13 protein-coding genes and 1 pseudogene are annotated in these 17679 nt (G+C 65.3%); 4 read left to right on the top strand and 10 right to left on the bottom strand.

The features are described from left to right. Positions 1-212 precede the first annotated feature (212 nt). The 3 genes from IB255_RS21725 to IB255_RS21735 form a co-directional block, all read right to left on the bottom strand. Positions 213-836, bottom strand: a complete 624-nt coding sequence (locus tag IB255_RS21725; RefSeq protein WP_081516666.1) for a response regulator transcription factor — start codon at positions 834-836, stop codon at positions 213-215. A gap of 234 nt (positions 837-1070) precedes the next feature. Then, the gene (locus IB255_RS21730; protein WP_139791495.1) at positions 1071-4052 is read right to left on the bottom strand and encodes a hypothetical protein; all 2982 of its coding nucleotides are present in this window, start codon (positions 4050-4052) and stop codon (positions 1071-1073) included. Between the two features lie 156 nt (positions 4053-4208). Beyond that, positions 4209-4436: a hypothetical protein gene (locus IB255_RS21735; protein ID WP_081517057.1), complete on the bottom strand. Its 228-nt coding sequence runs from the start codon at positions 4434-4436 to the stop codon at positions 4209-4211. Between the two features lie 197 nt (positions 4437-4633). Here IB255_RS21735 and IB255_RS21740 point away from each other — a divergent pair, with 197 nt between their 5' ends. The 3 genes from IB255_RS21740 to IB255_RS21750 all read left to right on the top strand — a co-directional run bounded on the left by IB255_RS21740 (position 4634) and on the right by IB255_RS21750 (position 7445). Continuing rightward, entirely contained in the window at positions 4634-6016 is a 1383-nt protein-coding gene (locus tag IB255_RS21740; RefSeq protein ID WP_081516664.1) for a substrate-binding domain-containing protein, read from the top strand. Positions 6017-6235: 219 nt separating this feature from the next. Further along, entirely contained in the window at positions 6236-7279 is a 1044-nt protein-coding gene (locus IB255_RS21745) for a TerC family protein (protein ID WP_081516663.1), read from the top strand. Next, complete coding sequence (locus IB255_RS21750) at positions 7245-7445, top strand: hypothetical protein (RefSeq protein WP_081516662.1); 201 nt, start codon at positions 7245-7247, stop codon at positions 7443-7445. The genes IB255_RS21745 and IB255_RS21750 overlap by 35 nt, the downstream gene beginning before the upstream one ends. Positions 7446-7632: 187 nt before the next feature. Here IB255_RS21750 and IB255_RS21755 read toward each other — a convergent pair whose 3' ends face one another. Beyond that, a complete protein-coding gene (locus tag IB255_RS21755; RefSeq protein ID WP_081516661.1) occupies positions 7633-8862 on the bottom strand; it encodes an acyl-CoA dehydrogenase in 1230 nt (409 codons plus the stop codon). Positions 8863-9029: 167 nt separating this feature from the next. Here IB255_RS21755 and IB255_RS21760 point away from each other — a divergent pair, with 167 nt between their 5' ends. Further along, complete coding sequence (locus tag IB255_RS21760; protein WP_081516660.1) at positions 9030-9962, top strand: LysR family transcriptional regulator; 933 nt, start codon at positions 9030-9032, stop codon at positions 9960-9962. A 422-nt stretch (positions 9963-10384) separates the two neighbouring features. Here the strand turns inward: IB255_RS21760 and IB255_RS21765 are convergent, their stop codons facing one another. The 6 genes and pseudogenes from IB255_RS21765 to IB255_RS31330 form a co-directional block, all read right to left on the bottom strand. After that, the gene (locus IB255_RS21765; protein WP_081516659.1) at positions 10385-11512 is read right to left on the bottom strand and encodes an acyl-CoA dehydrogenase family protein; all 1128 of its coding nucleotides are present in this window, start codon (positions 11510-11512) and stop codon (positions 10385-10387) included. Positions 11513-11522: 10 nt separating this feature from the next. Continuing rightward, on the bottom strand, positions 11523-12707 hold the full coding sequence (locus IB255_RS21770; RefSeq protein WP_081516658.1) for an acetyl-CoA C-acyltransferase: 1185 nt from the start codon (positions 12705-12707) through the stop codon (positions 11523-11525). A 16-nt stretch (positions 12708-12723) separates the two neighbouring features. Continuing rightward, positions 12724-13494 (bottom strand): 3-hydroxyacyl-CoA dehydrogenase, encoded by a 771-nt coding sequence (locus IB255_RS21775; protein WP_081516657.1) that lies wholly within the window; start codon positions 13492-13494, stop codon positions 12724-12726. Between the two features lie 18 nt (positions 13495-13512). Beyond that, positions 13513-15177: an acyl-CoA synthetase gene (locus IB255_RS21780; RefSeq protein WP_081516656.1), complete on the bottom strand. Its 1665-nt coding sequence runs from the start codon at positions 15175-15177 to the stop codon at positions 13513-13515. A 285-nt stretch (positions 15178-15462) separates the two neighbouring features. Continuing rightward, positions 15463-16218, bottom strand: a complete 756-nt coding sequence (locus IB255_RS31325; protein ID WP_412548066.1) for a methyl-accepting chemotaxis protein — start codon at positions 16216-16218, stop codon at positions 15463-15465. A gap of 102 nt (positions 16219-16320) precedes the next feature. Next, positions 16321-17610, bottom strand: a pseudogene (locus tag IB255_RS31330) (HAMP domain-containing protein); the annotation flags it as partial. Positions 17611-17679 lie beyond the last annotated feature (69 nt).

The following is a 17679-nucleotide window of genomic DNA, read 5'->3' on the forward strand; positions in this document are numbered from 1 at the left end:
GGAAGAGCCGATGGGATGCCCCGCTCTTCTCGGATGGGGGAAGAGCAGGACAGGTTGCAGGAGGAATTCTTACAACCCCGCGCCACCGTGACTGTCAGTTAATTCCTGCACGAATGAAGGAAAACTATGGAAGGCCACCTGATCGATTCGGCTCGTTACCACCGCGCCGACTGCCCTCCAGAAGCCAGGCGAGCGGTCACTGACCGATGCCCCTAAAGCAGGCCGATCTCCTCACTGATGCTGAACAGCTCTTCCAGGGTAGCGGCCGACAGTTTCCGCATCAGTTGCCTCTTATGCTGGCCGACACTGGCCCCCGATAGAGCCAGCACCTCCGCAAGCGATGCCACCGAACGCCCCAGTCGCAACCCGTGCAGCACGGCGACCACATGGGTGGGGAGACCCAGTGCCGACTCCAGCCGTGGATCGTCCACCAGCGGCAAACGCTCATGTTCAGGGAAGATCTTGCCACCCGAGAGTACGGCGTCGACGGCCCTGCCGATCAAGGTCGGTCGGTCGTCCATCAAGAGAAAGCCTGAAACCCCGACGCGAATTGCGCGTTGAATGTTCAGCGGTGAGCCCAGGCTGGAGCAGACCAGCACAGGAGTGCTGGGTTTGAGTCGGCCGTCTCGCCTGAGCATGGTGACCAGTTCCATACCATGGATGTCCGGCAACTCCAGGGTCACCACCAGCAGATCGCAGTCACTGGCCTCCAGGCTGCTCAAGGCCTGGCGTGCGTACTTGAAATGCACGTCGCACTGATGGCCATGCTCCTGCAGAAACCGGCGGAGCGTGAGGAAGTCACGCCGAGACGGCTCGATGAGTACTATACGGGCCATGTTCCTCCTTGCTGCAAAGGCCCCGCGGGCCGCGTGCGACATGGCATACAGAAAGAATCCACTGCAGTAATCGTTCCCACAGAAATCTCATTGAACAGCTAAGCCAACGGAACACGGCGCTGGCGCAACTGACAAAGCCGGACAACTCCTTGTCTCGGCATCCCCTGTTTCGCCAGCCCCCACTGCGGCAGATAAACCCGACCGGAACGCCCGATGGCGTGCCGGTCGCTCCGGTCACTCGTTGACGGTTTTGGAAATGGCCGACAGGGTGCTGTTGAACTGCACCGTCTCGTTGAAGCTCTTCACGATAGTGCTGAACTTGTCCTTGGCGCTCTGCAGTTGCTTGAGCCGAACGCCCAGTTCCTCGCTCCTGCGCTTGAGGGAACTCTCCCGCTCGTCCAACTCGCTGGCGCGGATACGCAGGCTGGCAGTCTGTTCATCGATACGCTGCTGTTCCAGCTGGATCGACTCGGCACGTTTGACAGTGGTCTTGTCGCGCAAATCGACGGTCTGGGCCAGCTCCTTGAGCGCTTCGCTGCGTTCGGCGAGTAGACGATTGTTCTCTGCGGCCATGCGATCCAGGTTGGTCTTGGCCTGCTTGAGATGATTTTCCAATTGCAGCAGGCGCTCTTCCTTGTCGCCCGCCAGGCGCTCGCGCTCCTGCAACTGGATGTTCCACTCCTCCAGCTCTTCCTGCAGACGGCCCGCCGCCTGTTTCTGCTGAGTCAGCCCTTGAGCCATGCCGGCGAGCGAGTTCAAGGTGCTCTGCACATCGGACAGCACGTCATCCGGATCGGCCTCAAGCTGCGGAACACTCAGCGTGGCCGCTACTTCCTGCAATTCCGCCGAGGAGATGGGGGCATTGGCCGGAGCCTCGACCTCGATTGACTCATCGTGCATTTCGGTCATTTCAGTTTCCTTCTGGATAAAGATTCCCTGAAGCGCCGTCGCTTCAGGAAGGTTGTCGTCTGTCTGCCTGACCTCGGCAGCAAGGGGGGCGGACGAGGTGTGCGCGGCGTTCAGCCGGGCCTTTGCTGCCGGGGTTGCATCGCGAACGACATTGGCAACCGTCAGCACAGCCAGGGCGTCCTCCAGGCTTGCGATCATCGGTTCAAGACCGAAATCGTCCGTGACAGTGGCTTCCGGGGTCATTTCGATCACTTGCGTGCCCACCTGCCTGACCAGATCAGGCTGTTGCTCCGGAGTCACGGGCTCCCAGTGCATGACGGCCGGCGGATGATCCGTTTCGGGCTGGTCGGCGGCCTCCGCGATCGGCGACTGCGCAGGTTCGGCAGCCTCTGTGCCGATGTTCTCGGTGGTACACACGCTCGCAGCGATGGTTTCCAGCGCGCTCGCTTCCGGCGCATCGGCTACCGCCGCCGGCTGGACGTGCTGGAGCGCAGCCTCGACCTCGGGAGCGCTCTCATCAGCCGACAGCGATATACCGAGACTCGGAGCGGCAGACGCCCGCTCCACGCTCGGCCGTGGCCGCGCGACGACTTTCCTGGCGAGACGCACGTCACTGACGACGATGCCCGGACCTGCCGCTTTCGGCGTTACCGCCACGGGCTCGGGCCCTTGCTCGTGGCCGACCTCGCTGTCTGCCCCTGCCTCGGGCACTGCCACTGCCGGCACCGCTGCAGTGCTCACCACGGACGACTGCCGCTGCTCGACAGCCTCCTCGATCACCGGCGCCTGCACGATGGACTCCGACTCAGCCACGACCGTCGCCTCGACGGCAGCCACGGTCTCGGCAGGACCTTCAACTTCAGGCTCGATCGCTGCCGTGACCACTGGCGCTGTCGGTGCAATGCTCATCACGGACGGCTGCCGCTGCTCGACAGACTCCTCGATCACCGGCGCCTGCTCGATGGGCTCCGGGACAGCCTCGTCCGACGCCTCTACGTCAGCCACGGTCTCGACAGGACCTTCAACTTCAGGCTCGATCGCTGCCGTGTCCACTGGCGCTGTCGGTGCAGTGCTCACCACGGACGGCTGCCGTTGATCGACAGGCTCCTCGATCTCCGGCGCCTGCACGATGGGCTCCGGGACAGCCTCGTCCGACGCCTCTACGTCAGCCACGGTCTCGACAGGACCTTCAACTTCAGGCTCGATCGCTGCCGTGTCCACTGGTGCTGTCGGTGCAGTGCTCACCACAGACGGCTGCCGTTGCTCGACAGCCTCCTCGATCACCGGCGCCTGCACGATGGACTCCGACTCAGCCACGACCGTCGCCTCGACGGTAGCCACAGTCTCGGCAGGACCTTCAACTTCATGCTCGATCGCTACCGTATCCACTGACGCTTCCACTGCTGGAAGTTCGCTGACGACTTCTTCCAGCTGGGACGGCTCGCCAACGGGTTCAACGAACGGCATTGGCACGGGTGCGGCCACTGGCTGCAGTCCTACGTCCTCGACCAAGGGCGACGTCCGCCCTTCAGAGGCAGCCGTTTCCGGCGTCGAAACCTGCGGTCGCTCGACGCGCTCCTGAACGTTCAGCACTGGCTCCACTGCCGCAGATTCGCCCCGCTCCACCAGGGCCGGAACATCCAGCGCTTCCATGGTCAACTCGACCGGAGGTTCGTCCAGAGGAAGCGGTGCCTCCGGCATCGGGGGAAGCTCGGCAATCTGCTCTTGTGGCGCCTGCGCAGCCTCGGTACGGCCCTTCGCGGCAGACGATTCGCGTACCAGGAAGTCCTGGTCCAGGGACTCCGACGCCACGCTGCCGGCCAGACTGAGCCCATGCAACTGGTCAATACCGACAGTGGAAGCGAGAGTGGACGGCTCATCGTTACTGGAAGCTGCAACCACGGCCTCGGGTTCCGCTCCCACTTCTTCGGCGGAGCTGTTGTGCCTCGACTGGCGGGCGAAATTGGCGAAATCCAGGATCATCTCGGTAGCCATTTCGAATCCAAGGTCTTCGATCCTGGCCGGCGCATCCTCTTCGCCCTCGTCGGGCTGTCGCAGGACGCCGGCCGCAGGCGGGCGTACACCGAGCATTCCGGCTCGGGACAACAGTTGCAGCCACGAACGCATCGGCTGTAGCGGCAGCCGGATCCCCTTGAAGGTCAACGCCTGGGGAGAAGGCAGGCTCAGTGCGCGACGCCGCCAGGGCCGTCCCCAGGAAGCGGCGGATGCGACATGCAGGGCCAGAGCGGTGGGTTTGACACGATGTTCGGAGCCAGCCGAGGCTGGCGCGCTTTGGAATTGGGTCATGATCACTTTCCGGCGGGGACGTTGAAACGACGCAAGTTTCGCTTGGCCGGAAAACGGGTGTTATCAGGCTTTCCTGATGAGCCAGGAGATTTTTCCTATCACTTCGTCAGCGCCCTTTTGTCAGCCGTTCCAGCAAGTCCCGGCTCAGTCGCGGCGTCAATGCGGCAGGCGCTTTCTGGCCCCCTTCGCGGAAAAGCGCTGAGCGAGCCCCGCGAGATCCAGCAGCATCACCAGGACAAAAAGTGGCGCCACCAGCATGAGCATCGGGACCGCCAAGGCCAGCGCCCTTTCCGGTGCGATGACCAGCGTGCCGGCCATCAGCGCCACCAGAAGAATGAGCACCAGCTTCATCAGGACCGACGCAAAATCGAGGGTCTCGTGCATGTCGTTCTCCAGCAGGGTCGATTCGAGTGACCTGTATAGCCGTGGGCCAAGTGCGTCGAAATCGGAAACTTCCTGCAATCCGCCAGTCATGTCCGAAGGCATCAGGAACTGCTCTGCCCTGCTGCGAAGCGTCATATCGATGCAATGATTCCGACTTAATCTGCCGCGCCAACGATGCCTCAAATGGAAGTTGACCCATGCAGTACAAGTCGAGCCCCAGCGATGCCCAACCCTGGCCCGTCACCATCGCCTGGCTCACCATCGCATTCATCTGCTACGCATTTCCCTGGTCGGCCTTTGCCGCCCTGCCCTCATCCCAGGGCGGCGAGCCGGTGCTGCGTATCCAGGGCTCCAACACCATCGGTGCGCACCTGCTGCCGGAGCTGGTGAGGGGCCTGCTGGTCAGCGAGGGCTACGCGGACGTCAGCGCCAAGCCGGGCAAGGCGGACAACGAACAGCGCATCATCGGCCGCAGCAAGGAAGGCAAGGAGGCCATCATCGATCTCGCCGCCCACGGCTCCAGCACCGGTTTCGTTGCCCTGAAGGACAACAGTGCCGAGCTGGCCGCCGCTTCGCGCCCGATCAAGGACGCCGAGGTCGCGGGCCTGTCGGCGTCGGGCAACCTGCGCAGCGCCAAGGCCGAACAGGTGATCGGTATCGACGGCCTGGCGATCATCGTCAACGCGGCCAATCCGCTGGACGAGCTGACCACCGATACGCTGGCGAAAATCTTCTCCGGCGAGGTGAAGACCTGGGAGGAAATCGGCGGCCGCGGCGGTGCGATCCGCCTTTACTCCCGCGACGACAACTCCGGCACCTTCGATACCTTCAAGGAGCTGGTGCTGGCCAGCCACGGCAAGACGCTGGCCAGCGGAGTACAGCGCTTCGAGTCCAGCGACCTGCTGTCGGCCGAGGTGAGCAAGGACCCGCAGGGCATCGGTTTCGTCGGCCTGTCGTCGATCCAGAAGTCCAAGGCCCTGCGCATCGCCGATGGCGACTCCCAGGCCATGCCGCCGTCCACCACCCTGATCGCCACCGAGGACTACCCGCTGTCGCGTCGCCTGTTCCTCTACATGAAACCCGAGGAACCGAACCGCTGGGCCCGCGCCCTGCTGCAGTTCGCCCAGGGCGACAAGGGCCAGGCCCTGGTCAGCGCCAGCGGCTTCGTCGGCCAGCGCGTGCAGGCGGTGAAGATGGCACCGCGCGCCAGCATGCCGGAGAACTACCAGGCCCTGGCGCGCGACGCCGAGCGTCTGTCGGTGAACTTCCGCTTCCGCGAAGGCAGCGCCACCCTGGACAACAAGGCCCAGCGCGACATCGACCGCCTGCTCGCCTACCTGCAGCAGAACGGCAAGATGAACAAGCAGGCGGTGCTGGTCGGCTTCGGCGACCCCAAGCAGGACCCGGCGCGCGCCGAGCTGCTTTCCAAGCTGCGCGCCATGGCCGTGCGCCGCGAGCTGGCGAAGGAAGGCGTGATGTTCCGCGAGATCAGCGGCATGGGCGATGCCCTGCCGGTGGCGGCCAACAGTGACAACGACGGCCGGGTGAAGAACCGCCGCGTCGAGGTCTGGGTGTACTGAGTTTCCAGATCGAAAAGGGTTCTTCCGAGGATCAGCGTCTAGACTTTCTTTCAGACGCTGATCCTCAGTCACCAATTCATGTAGGAACTTGTTACGTTCCACCGCTTGCCTGAGGCGTCCGCTCTGCTATTTTCCCGCCAGTGACGCCGGGCCCCTCTGACGGTTGCCAACCGCCATGTCGGAGTCACTTTTCGACAACGACACTAAGGGAGGGGCCACATGACAGCTCTGCACGCCTTTTTGACCGAACCATTCCTCGGAACCGCCACCTGGTTCTGGCTGGCCTTCCTGGCCATCGTGATTCTTCTGCTCGTACTCGACCTGGGCGTCCTGCAACGCGACCACCATGAAATCGGTGTGCGCGAAAGCCTGATGCTCTCCGCGGGCTACTTCGCCTGCGGCCTGGCCTTCGGTGGCTGGGTCTGGTACGAATTCGGCGCCACCAGCGCGGTGGAGTACTACACCGGCTTCCTCGTCGAACAGTCGCTGTCCATGGACAACGTGTTCGTCATGGCGATGATCTTCGGCTTCTTCGGCATCCCCCGCCGCTACCAGCACCAGGTCCTGTTCTGGGGCATCCTCGGGGCCATCGTCATGCGCGCGCTGATGATCGGCCTGGGTGCCGCGCTGGTGAAGGAATTCGAATGGATCATGTACGTATTCGGCGCCTTCCTGCTGTTCAGCGGCGTGAAGATGCTGTTCAGCAAGCATGACAGCGAACCGGACCTGGCCAACAACCCGGTACTGAAGTTCCTGCGCAAGCGCATCCGCATGACCGACACCCTTCACGAGCACCACTTCTTCGTGAAGATGCCGGACGCCTCGGGCAAGTTGGTGCGCTACGCCACCCCGCTGTTCCTGGCGCTGATCCTCATCGAGCTGGCCGACCTGGTGTTCGCCGTGGACAGCGTGCCGGCGATCTTCGCCATCACCCAGGACCCGTTCATCGTCTACACCTCGAACATCTTCGCGATCCTCGGCCTGCGCGCCCTGTACTTCTCGCTGGCGGCGATGATCCACCGCTTCGTCTACCTGAAGTACGCCCTGGCGCTGGTGCTGGTGTTCATCGGTACGAAGATTTTCCTCCACGGATTCATCGGCAAGGTTCCCGCAGCCCTGTCCCTTGGCGTAACCTTCGGCCTTTTGGCAGGTGGCATACTGCTATCCTTGCTCAAGACCCGCCGGACCAGCGAGGAACCGCTGGAAATCGTCAGCCAGGAGAGGATCCATGCAAGCGCTGGAGGTGAGGATCGAAGCCGTTGAGTTTCGCGGCCGGGCCTATTGGCAGGTCCGCCTCGGTCGTCGCGCGCTGCGTTTCCCCCATGAGGCCGCTGCGCGCGCCTTCGCCGCCCAGTTGCACACGCGGCGGGAGTGGCTGATCGAGCAGCGGGCGAACGCCGAAGGGCCGGAACCCTCCGCCCCGCAATGAAAGAACAAGGCCAGCGCAAGCTGGCCTTGTTCGTTGTGCGGGGCGGAGAATCTCCCGTAGGGCATATAAGCCGGAACGGGTTATATGCCGATGGCTCCGATGGCGGATAACGCCTCAGGCGTTATTCGCCCTACGCTTTGCCAATGAAAAGGCCCGCATCAGCGGGCCTTTTCAGTGCTGCCTGGGATCAGCGGCTGCTGCGCAGCGCGTCGCGCGGCACGTACTTGCCGATCTCGTATTTGCCGATGGCGGCGCGGTGCACTTCGTCCGGGCCGTCGGCCAGGCGCAGGGTGCGCTGCATGGCATAGAAGTACGCCAGCGGGGTGTCGTTGGAAACACCGGCACCGCCATGCATCTGGATGGCGCGGTCGATCACCTGCAGGGCGACGTTGGGCGCCACGACCTTGATCTGGGCGATCTCGCTCTGGGCGATCTTGTTGCCGGCGGTGTCCATCATGTACGCGGCATGCAGGGTCAGCAGGCGGGCCTGGTTGATCTCGATGCGCGAGTTGGCGATGTGGTCGATGTTGCCACCCAGGCGCGCCAGCGGCTTGCCGAAGGCGGTACGGCTGACGGAGCGCTTGCACATCAGTTCCAGCGCGCGCTCGGCCATGCCGATGGAGCGCATGCAGTGGTGGATGCGGCCCGGGCCGAGGCGACCCTGGGCGATCTCGAAGCCGCGGCCTTCGCCGAGCAGCACGTTCTCATAGGGCACGCGCACGTTCTCGAAGAGCACTTCGGCGTGGCCGTGCGGGGCGTCGTCGTAGCCGAACACCGGCAGCGGGCGGAGGATCTTCACGCCGGGGGTGTCGGTGGGCACCAGGATCATCGAGTGCTGCTGGTGACGCGGCGCGTCCGGGTTGGTCAGGCCCATGAAGATCATGATCTTGCAGCGCGGGTCGCAGGCGCCGGAGGTCCACCACTTGCGGCCGTTGATGACCCACTCGTCACCGTCGCGTACCGCGTTGGCTTCCATGTTGGTGGCGTCGGAAGAAGCCACGCCCGGCTCGGTCATGGCAAAGGCGGAACGGATCTCGCCGCGCAGCAGCGGCTCCAGCCAGGTGCGCTTGTGCTCTTCAGTGCCGTAACGCACCAGCACTTCCATGTTGCCGGTGTCCGGCGCGGAGCAGTTGAAGGGTTCGGAGCCCATCAGCGAGCGACCCATGATTTCCGCCAGCGGCGCGTATTCCATGTTGGTCAGGCCGGCACCCAGCTCGGACTCGGGCAGGAACAGGTTCCACAGGCCCTCGGCCCGGGCCTTGGCCTTGAGCTCTTCCATGATGGCCGTGGGCTGCCAGCGGTCGCCTTGCGCCACTTGCTCCTCGAACACCTTCTCGGCGGGATAGACATAGGCATCCATGAACGCGGTAACGCGTTCACGCAGGTCCTGAACCTTGGCGGAATAAGCGAAATCCATGGGGGCTAACCTTCTGGCGGCGGTTGTTTGTGTGGTGATGATGCTAGAACAGCCCAGGGCATTTACCCAGCCTATTATCCGAATCAATGAACATTCATAACCCGTATGGACCTGAGCGTTCGTTCGGGTATGATCGGCCGCAGAACAAATACAAGCGGAGCCCTGGAATGAACCTCAGCAAGGTCGATCTGAACCTGTTCATCGTCTTCGACGCGATCTACACCGAAGCCAACCTGACCCGCGCCGGACAGATAGTCGGCATTACCCAGCCGGCCGTGTCCAACGCCCTCGCCCGCCTGCGTGAAACCTTCAACGACCCGCTGTTCGTGCGGACTGCGCAGGGCATGGTGCCCACGCCGATGGCGCAGAACATCATCGGGCCGGTGCGCAACGCGCTGCAGTTGCTGCGCGTCTCGGTGCAGGAGAGCCGTACCTTCACGCCGACCCAGGCGAGCAAGACCTACCGCATCAGCATGACCGACCTCACCGAGGCCATCGTCCTGCCGCCGCTGTTCCAGCGCCTGCGCCGCCTGGCGCCGAACGTGCACATCGAGAGCTTCCTCTCCAAGCGCCGCGAGACCACCAAGGAATTGGCCGCCGGCCGCCTGGACTTCGCCGTGGACGCACCGCTGAACACCGACCCGCAGGTGCGCCACGTCAAGCTGATGGAAGACCGCTACGTCTGCGCCATGCGCCAGGGCCACCCGCTGGCCAAGGACAAGCTGAGCCTGGACGAGTACCTGTCGGTGGCGCACATCCAGATTTCCAGCCGCCGCAGCGGCCTGGGCTATGTGGACCTGTCGCTGGGCAAGATGGGCCTGCAGCGCAAGATCGCCCTGCGCTCGCAGCACTACCTGATGGCCTCGACCGTGGTGCAGCAGACTGACATGGTGGTTACCGTCCCCGAGCGCTTCGCCCGCCACCACGGCCTGCATTTCGTCGACCTGCCGGTGAACGACGTGCCCAAGCTGGAAACCCATCTGTACTGGCACGAAAGCACCGACCAGGACCCGGCCAACCGCTGGATGCGCGAGCAGATCATCGAGTTGTGCCAGCAGGTGACGGCGCGGGAAGCGCGTGAGGCGGCGGAGCGGGCCTGATGCTTCGAGCGATGTCCATCGATGGGTATCGCTTCGCTCCACGCCATCCTACGTAGCGCCTGTAGTCAATGTAGGAGCAACTGTCTTTGTACCGGTTCACTTCGTGCCAGCTTTCCCCTCACCCCAGCCCTCTCCCAGAGGGAGAGGGAGCAGATTGTGCCGGCTGACGCTGTAGTTTCATCCTGCACCGAACGGTCCCCTCTCCCTCCGGGAGAGGGTTAGGGTGAGGGCAAGCCCAAACGACGGAGCCCCATCGTAGGAGCGAGCTTGCTCGCGAACCGCCCAACGGTGAAATCTCCGGCGAGCACTGTTCGCGAGCAAGCTCGCTCCTGCAAGAAATGTCCGCTACATAAGCCACCCGCAAACCCCACCCTGCCGAAGTGCCTGTCCAACGAACAGGCCGGGGTCTGCCGGCGAACCCTTCAAAGACTCCGCGCGATCACCAGCCGCTGCACGTCGCTGGTGCCTTCGTAGATCTGGCACACGCGCACGTCGCGGTAGATGCGTTCAACCGGGTAGTCCTGCAGGTAGCCATAGCCGCCGAGGGTCTGGATCGCTGCGGAACACACGCGCTCGGCCATTTCCGAGGCGAACAGCTTGGCCATGGAGGCTTCGGTCAGGCACGGCAGGCCGGCTTCGCGCAGGCTGGCAGCGTGGTGGACCATCTGCCGGGCCACGGCGATCTCGGTGGCCATGTCGCTGAGGCGGAAGGCCACCGCCTGGTGCTGGATGATCGGTTTGCCGAAGGTCTCGCGCTCATGGGCGTAGTCGCGGGCGTACTCGAATGCCGCGCGAGCCATGCCCACCGCCTGCGAGGCGATGCCGATGCGCCCGCCCTCCAGGTTCGCCAGGGCGATGGCGTAGCCCTGCCCCTCCTCGCCCAGCCGGTAGCTGGCCGGGATGCGCACGTCGTCGAAGGCGATCTGGCAGGTATCGGAGGCGTGCTGGCCGAGCTTGTCCTCGACGCGCACCACGCGGTAGCCGGGTGTGTCAGTGGGTACGATGAAGGCGCTGATGCCCTTCTTGCCCGCCGCCGCATCGGTCACCGCGAAGACGATCACGAGACCCGCGTGCTTGCCGGAAGTGATGAACTGCTTGCTGCCGTTCAGCACGTAGTGGTCGCCGTCGCGGCGAGCGCGGGTCTTCAGGAAGCTGGCGTCGGAGCCGGCCTGGGGTTCGGTCAGGGCGAAGGCGCCGATCATCTCGCCACGGGCCAGCGGCACCAGGAACTGGCGCTTCTGCTCGTCGTTGCCGAACTTGACGATGGGCATGCAGCCCACCGAGTTGTGCACGCTCATGATGGTCGAACAGGCGCCGTCGCCGGCGGCGATTTCCTCCAGCGCCATGGCGTAGGCCAGGTGGCCGGTCTGCGCGCCGCCCCACTGCTCCGCCACCAGCATGCCGAGGAAGCCGAGGTCTGCCATTTCCTTGATGGCTTCGGCCGGGAAGCGGTGCTCGCGGTCCCAGTCGGCGGCGAAGGGCTTCAGCCGCTCCTGGGCGAACTGGCGGGCAACGTCGCGGATCTGGATATCTTCTTCGCTGGGAATCATCACTCGCTCCTTAGGCCAGGCGCTCGACCGCGATGGCCGTGGCTTCGCCGCCACCGATGCACACCGAGGCCACGCCGCGCTTGAGGTCGTACTGCTTGAGCGCCGACAGCAGGGTCACGATCACGCGCGCGCCGGAGGCGCCGATGGGGTGGCCGAGGGCGCAGGCGCCGCCGTGGACGTTGAGCTTGTCGTGGGGAATGTCCAGGTCGCGCATGGCGGCCATGGCGACCACGGCGAAGGCTTCGTTGACCTCGAACAGGTCGACATCGCCCAGCGCCCAGCCGGTGCGCTGCATCAGGCGCTCGACCGCGCCCACCGGGGCGGTCGGGAACAGGTTCGGCGCGTCGGCGTAGGACGAATGCCCACGGATTGCCGCCAGCGGCGTCAGGCCACGCTTCTCGGCTTCGGACAGGCGCATCAGCACCAGCGCGGCGGCGCCGTCGGAGATGGAGCTGGCATTGGCCGCCGTCACGGTGCCGCCGTCGCGGAACGCCGGTTTCAGGGTCGGAATCTTGTCCAGCCTGGCCTTGGGTGGCTGCTCGTCTTCGCTGATGGCGCGCAGTTCCTTGCCGGCCTTCACGGTGACCGCGACGATCTCGTCCTTGAAACGACCTTCGCTCATGGCGTTCTGGGCGCGGCTCAGCGAGGTGATCGCGTAGTCGTCCTGCTGCTCGCGGGTGAAGCCGTACTTCTCGGCGCAATCCTCGGCAAAGGTGCCCATCAGGCGACCCTTGTCGTAGGCATCCTCGAGGCCATCGAGGAACATGTGGTCGAGCACCCGGCCATGGCCCATGCGGTAGCCGCTGCGGGCGCGATCCAGCAGGAACGGCGCGTTGGACATGCTCTCCATGCCGCCGGCCAGGGCGACGCGAGCGCTGCCGGCGAGGATGGCGTCGTGGGCCATCATCGCGGCCTTCATGCCCGAGCCGCACATCTTGTTCACCGTGGAGCACGGCGTGCCGCGCGCCAGGCCCGCGCCCAGCACGGCCTGGCGTGCCGGCGCCTGGCCCTGCCCGGCGGCAAGCACGCAGCCGAGCACGGCTTCGTCCACTTCTTCGGCGCCCAGGCGGGCGCGCTCGACGGCGGCGCGGATCGCTGCCGCGCCGAGGGTGGCGGCGGTGACGTCCTTGAAGTCGCCGAGGAAGCCGCCCATGGGGGTGCGGGTGGCGCTGACGATGACGATGGGATCGTTCATGACTCTGACCTCCTGCTTACTTCGCGGCCATGCGGATGGCGCCGTCGAGACGGATCACCTCGCCGTTGAGCATGGTGTTCTCGATGATGTGGCGGGCCAGCGCGGCGTACTCGTCCGGGCGACCGAGGCGCGGCGGGAACGGCACGCTGGCACCGAGGGAGTCGCGCACTTCCTGGGGCATCGCGGCCATCATCGGCGTCTCGAAGATGCCGGGGGCGATGGTCATCACGCGGATGCCCGAACGCGCCAGTTCGCGAGCGATCGGCAGGGTCATGCCGACCACCGCGCTCTTCGAGGCGGAGTACGCGGCCTGGCCGATCTGCCCGTCGAAGGCGGCCACCGAGGCGGTGTTGATGATGATACCGCGCTCACCACCGGCGTCCGGCTCGTTGCCGGCCATGGCTTCGGCAGCCAGGCGCAGCATGTTGAAGGTGCCGATCAGGTTGATGTTGATGGTGCGGGTGAAGCTTTCCAGTCCGTGCACGCCGTTGCGGCCGATGACCTTTTCCGCCGGGGCTACGCCTGCGCAGTTGGCCAGGCCGTGCAGCGCGCCGAAGGCGTCCAGCGCGAGTTGAACAGCGGCTTTGGCGTCCGCTTCGCTGCACACGTCGGTACGGATGAAGCGTGCATTCGCCTCGCCCAGCTCGGCGGTCTGGGCCGCGCCGGCTTCGGCGTTGACGTCGGCCAGCACCACCTTGGCGCCGGCGCTCACCAGCAGCTTCGCGGTGGCCGCGCCGAGGCCGGAACCGCCGCCGGTGATGAGGAATACCTTGTTCTGGATCTGCATGAAGTCTCTCCGCTGTACTTAGTGAGCCGCCGCTTTCTCGGCCGCTTCGCGTTGCCTGGCAATCTCCTGGTTGCGCAGGAGGAAGCGTTGGATCTTGCCGCTGGGGGTCTTGGGCAGTTCGTCGACGAACTCCACTTCCCGCGGGTAGCTGTGCGCCGACAGTCGCTTGCGCACGTACTGTTGTAGTTCCTCGGCCAGCTCCGCGCCCGGCCGGTAGGACGAACAGAGCACCACGAAGGCCTTGACCAGTTCGGTGCGCTCCGGGTCCGGCTTGCCGATCACCGCCGCCTCGATCACCGCCGGGTGCTCGATCAGCGCGCTCTCCACGTCGAACGGGCCGACGCGGTAGCCGGAGGTGGTGATCAGGTCGTCGGCGCGGCCGACGAAGCTGATGCTGCCGTCGGCATTCAGCTCCACGGTATCGCCGCTCAGGTAGTAGTCGCCGACGAAGGATTTGGTCTCCATGCCCTGGTAGCCGGCGAACCACATCAGCGGCGACTGGCGGCGGTCCATCGCCAGCACGCCGGGCTGGCCGGCGGGCAGTTCGTTGCCCTGCTCGTCCAGCACCACCACACGGTGACCGGGGATGGAGAAGCCGGCAGCGCCCAGGTGCACCGGGTGCTGCAGTTCGTGGTGATTGGCCAGCACCATGCCCAGCTCGGTCTGGCCGTAGTGGTCATGGATGGTCACGCCCAGCTCGCTGGCGAACCAGCGGATCACTTCCGGAGTCAGCGGCTCACCGGCGCTGCTCACTGCGCGCAGACAGCCCTTGAGCGGTCTGGACACGGCCTCGCCAGCGGCGATCAGCAGGCGGTACGCGGTGGGCGAACCGGCCAGGTTGGTGATGCCGTACTTGCGCACGATGCGGCAGGTGCTTTCCACCGTGAACGCGCCTTCGTAGAAGGTGATCGGGTGCCCCATGGCCAGCGGCCCGGTGACGCCGTAGTAGAGGCCGTAGGCCCAGCCCGGATCGGCGAGGTTCCAGAACGAATCTTCCTCGCGCAGCCCCACCGCATCGCGCATGTAGCCAACGAAGGCGACGATGGCCTTCAGCGGCACAGCCAGCGGCTTGGCCAGCCCGGTGGTGCCGGAGGTGAACATCAGCAGGAAGGTGTCTTCGCCGCTGCGCAGCACCGGTTCGAAGTCCGGCGAGTGGCGTTCCAGTTCGGCCCAGAAGCTGTAGTCGCCATGACGGATGCCCTGCCCCTTCGGACCACCAACCGTCACCAGCAGAGGCGCGTCGGGCACCTCGTCGAGCTTGCCGCGGTTGGCGCCGTCGGTGACCACCACCTTGCTGCCGGCCAGCTTGACCCGGTGCTCGATGGCCTTGGGGCCGAAGGCCGTGAACAGCGGCTGGTAGACCGCGCCCAGACGCCAGGTGCCGAGTACGGCGATCAGCAGTTCCGGGGTGCGCGGCAGCATGCCCGACACCACGTCGCCTGGACGCACGCCGAGGCCGTGCAGGAAGCTGGCGAAGCGGCCTGAAAGCTCCTTGAGCTGGGTGAAGGTGTAGGAGGCGCTGTCGCCGTCCTTGCCCTCCCAGAACAGCGCGACGCGGCCGGGAATGGCGTGGCGGTCGCAGCATTCGACACAGGCATTGAGGGCATCGAGGTTGCCGGCCAGGACGGCGTCGGCGGTGGCGCGGTAGTCGAACTCGGCCGTGGCGGCGGTATGGGAACGCATCGCGGAACTCCTGGGTTTGTTCTTGTCTGGAGTCCCCTGATGTTCCCGCCGCGCTGGCGCGCGGGCAATGTCGAAAGCCGCCAATCTGGATGAGCGGATTGGACAGCTGCACCCTACGTCCCAGCTCGGTCCGAGCGAGAGCCTGTGACGGAAGGCACTATGCAGGATGGGTGGAGCCTAGGCGATACCCATGCTGCCAGCATGGGAGCGATGGGTATCGCTTCGCTCCACGCCATCCTACGGTCGAGCGCCCTGTGGAATTCGGCGCTCACTAGCGGCTCCGACTTAGACGCGGAACTGATCCATCAACCCCTGCTGATGGTTCGCCAGCTTGTTCAGCGACTGGCTGACCTGCGCCGATTCCTGCGCCTGGCTGGACAGCGATTCGGTGACGTCACGGATGCCAGCGACGTTGCGATTGATCTCCTCGGCCACCGCGCTCTGTTCCTCGGCGGCGCTGGCGATCTGCAGGTTCATGTCGGTGATCACGCCCACGGCGTCGCCGATGCGCTTCAGCGCGGCCACGGCCTGCTCGACCTGGTTCACGCTGTCCTGCGCCTGGCGGTGGCTGTTGTTCATGGCGCCGACTACCTCGCGGGTACCGTTCTGCAGGCCTTCGATGACCTGGCGGATTTCCTCCACCGAGTCCTGGGTGCGCTTGGCGAGGTTGCGCACCTCGTCGGCGACCACCGCGAAGCCGCGCCCGGCCTCACCGGCGCGGGCCGCTTCGATGGCGGCGTTGAGCGCCAGCAGGTTGGTCTGCTCGGCGATGCCGCGGATGACTTCCAGCACCGAGCCGATCTGCTCGCTGCTCGCCGCCAGCCCTTCCACCTGGCTCATGGCGCTGCTCATGTCGCTGGCCAGTTCGTCGATCAGGCGGGTGGTGTTGTCGATCACGCTCAAGCCATCGCGGGTCGCGCCGTCGGCGCCACGGGCGGCATCGGCGGCCATGGCGGCGCTGTTGGCGACGTCATGGGCGGTGGCGCTCATTTCCTGGGAGGCTGTGGCGACCTGATCGACTTCGCGGAACTGCTGCTGCATGCCGGCGCTGGTCTGGCTGGCGATTTCCGAGGACTGGTCGGCAGTGGCGCGGGCGTCCTGCACCGAGGATTTCACGTCACGGATGATCGGCTGCAGCTTGTCGAGGAAGCGGTTGAACCAGCCGGCCAGTTCACCCAGCTCGTCCTTGCCGCTGTAGTCCAGGCGCTTGGTCAGGTCGCCTTCGCCGCTGGCGATGTTGCGCAGCATGGCGGCGACGTTGAGGATCGGCCGGGTCACGCCGCGGGCGGTGAGCCACACCAGCAGCAGGCCGACGATGGCGGCGGCGAGGCCGAACAGGGTCTGCCACAGCGCGCCGCTGGAGTTGCGTTCATCCAGTTGCTTCTGCAGTTCCAGCGCCGGAGCCAGCAGCACGTCCTGCGGCACGTCGAGCACCACAGCCCAGGGCTTGGTGGCATCCGGGATCGGCAGCAGCGGCTCGAGCACGCGCAGCTGGCCGTCCTGCTCCAGCACCTGCGGACGACCGCCGGCCTGCAGGGACAACAGCTCGGCGGCCTGGTCGGGAATGGCCTTGGCCAGCGGCTGGCCGAGCAGCGCTTCGTCGCTGCTGTAACCGGCGAGCAGGCCCGCCGGGCTGACGATGCTGACGCTGCCGGCGCCGTCGTAGAGTTGGTTGTCGCCATCGACAGAGAGCTTCTGCAGGCGGCTGAGGCTGATGTCGATGCCGATCACGGCGATGACCTTGCCCTGGTCGATCAGCGGGAAGGTCACGGTGGTCATCAGCACCTTGGTGCCCGAGGCGCTGTCGAAATAGGGGTTGAGCACGCAAGCCTTGCGGGTCTGCAGCGGGCACAGCTGCCAGGTGTTGAACGGGCTGCCGTCGAGCATCGCCGAGGTGTCGGCGATCATGTCCTCGGTCACTGCCAGGCCGGTCATCTCGCCGGAGGCCTTCTGCGCCCAATAGGCGCCGAAGCGCCCCTTCTCGTTGCTGCCGGCGTCGGGCTGGTCATGGAAGGCAGCGTCCTGGCCGTCCAGCGCATCGGGCTCGAAGACCACGTAGAGGCTGAGCAGGTTCGGGTTGCTCTTCAGGCCGTCGCGCACCAGCTGGTTCAGGTCCTTGCGCACGCTGCCGGCGTCCGCGCCGTGCTGGGTGCTCTGCTCGCGCAACTGGGCGACCTGGCGGGAGAACTGGTTGCCGAAGTGGTAAACGTCGGTGAAGAAGCGCTGGATGATCTCCGCCTGTTGCTCGCTGCGCGCCTGCATCCGCGACTTGGCCGCGTCCTTGAGCATGTCCGCGTTGGCCGCCTTGATCAGTTGCGCGTCGTGGTTCATCCGGAACAGCGAGAGACCGACCAGCAGGCAGACGATGCAGAGCAGGCAAAGGCCGGTCAGCAGCGTGATCTTCCACTGGATCGAGAGGCGGGAAAGGGGCATGGAGTGGCGTCCTTGAGCAACAAGCAATTCTTGGGAGTTTTATCGGCTTGTAAGGCGGCTACTTGAGCT

It is taken from the genome of Pseudomonas sp. PDM22, assembly GCF_014851965.1.
In the GTDB taxonomy this organism is placed as follows: domain Bacteria; phylum Pseudomonadota; class Gammaproteobacteria; order Pseudomonadales; family Pseudomonadaceae; genus Pseudomonas.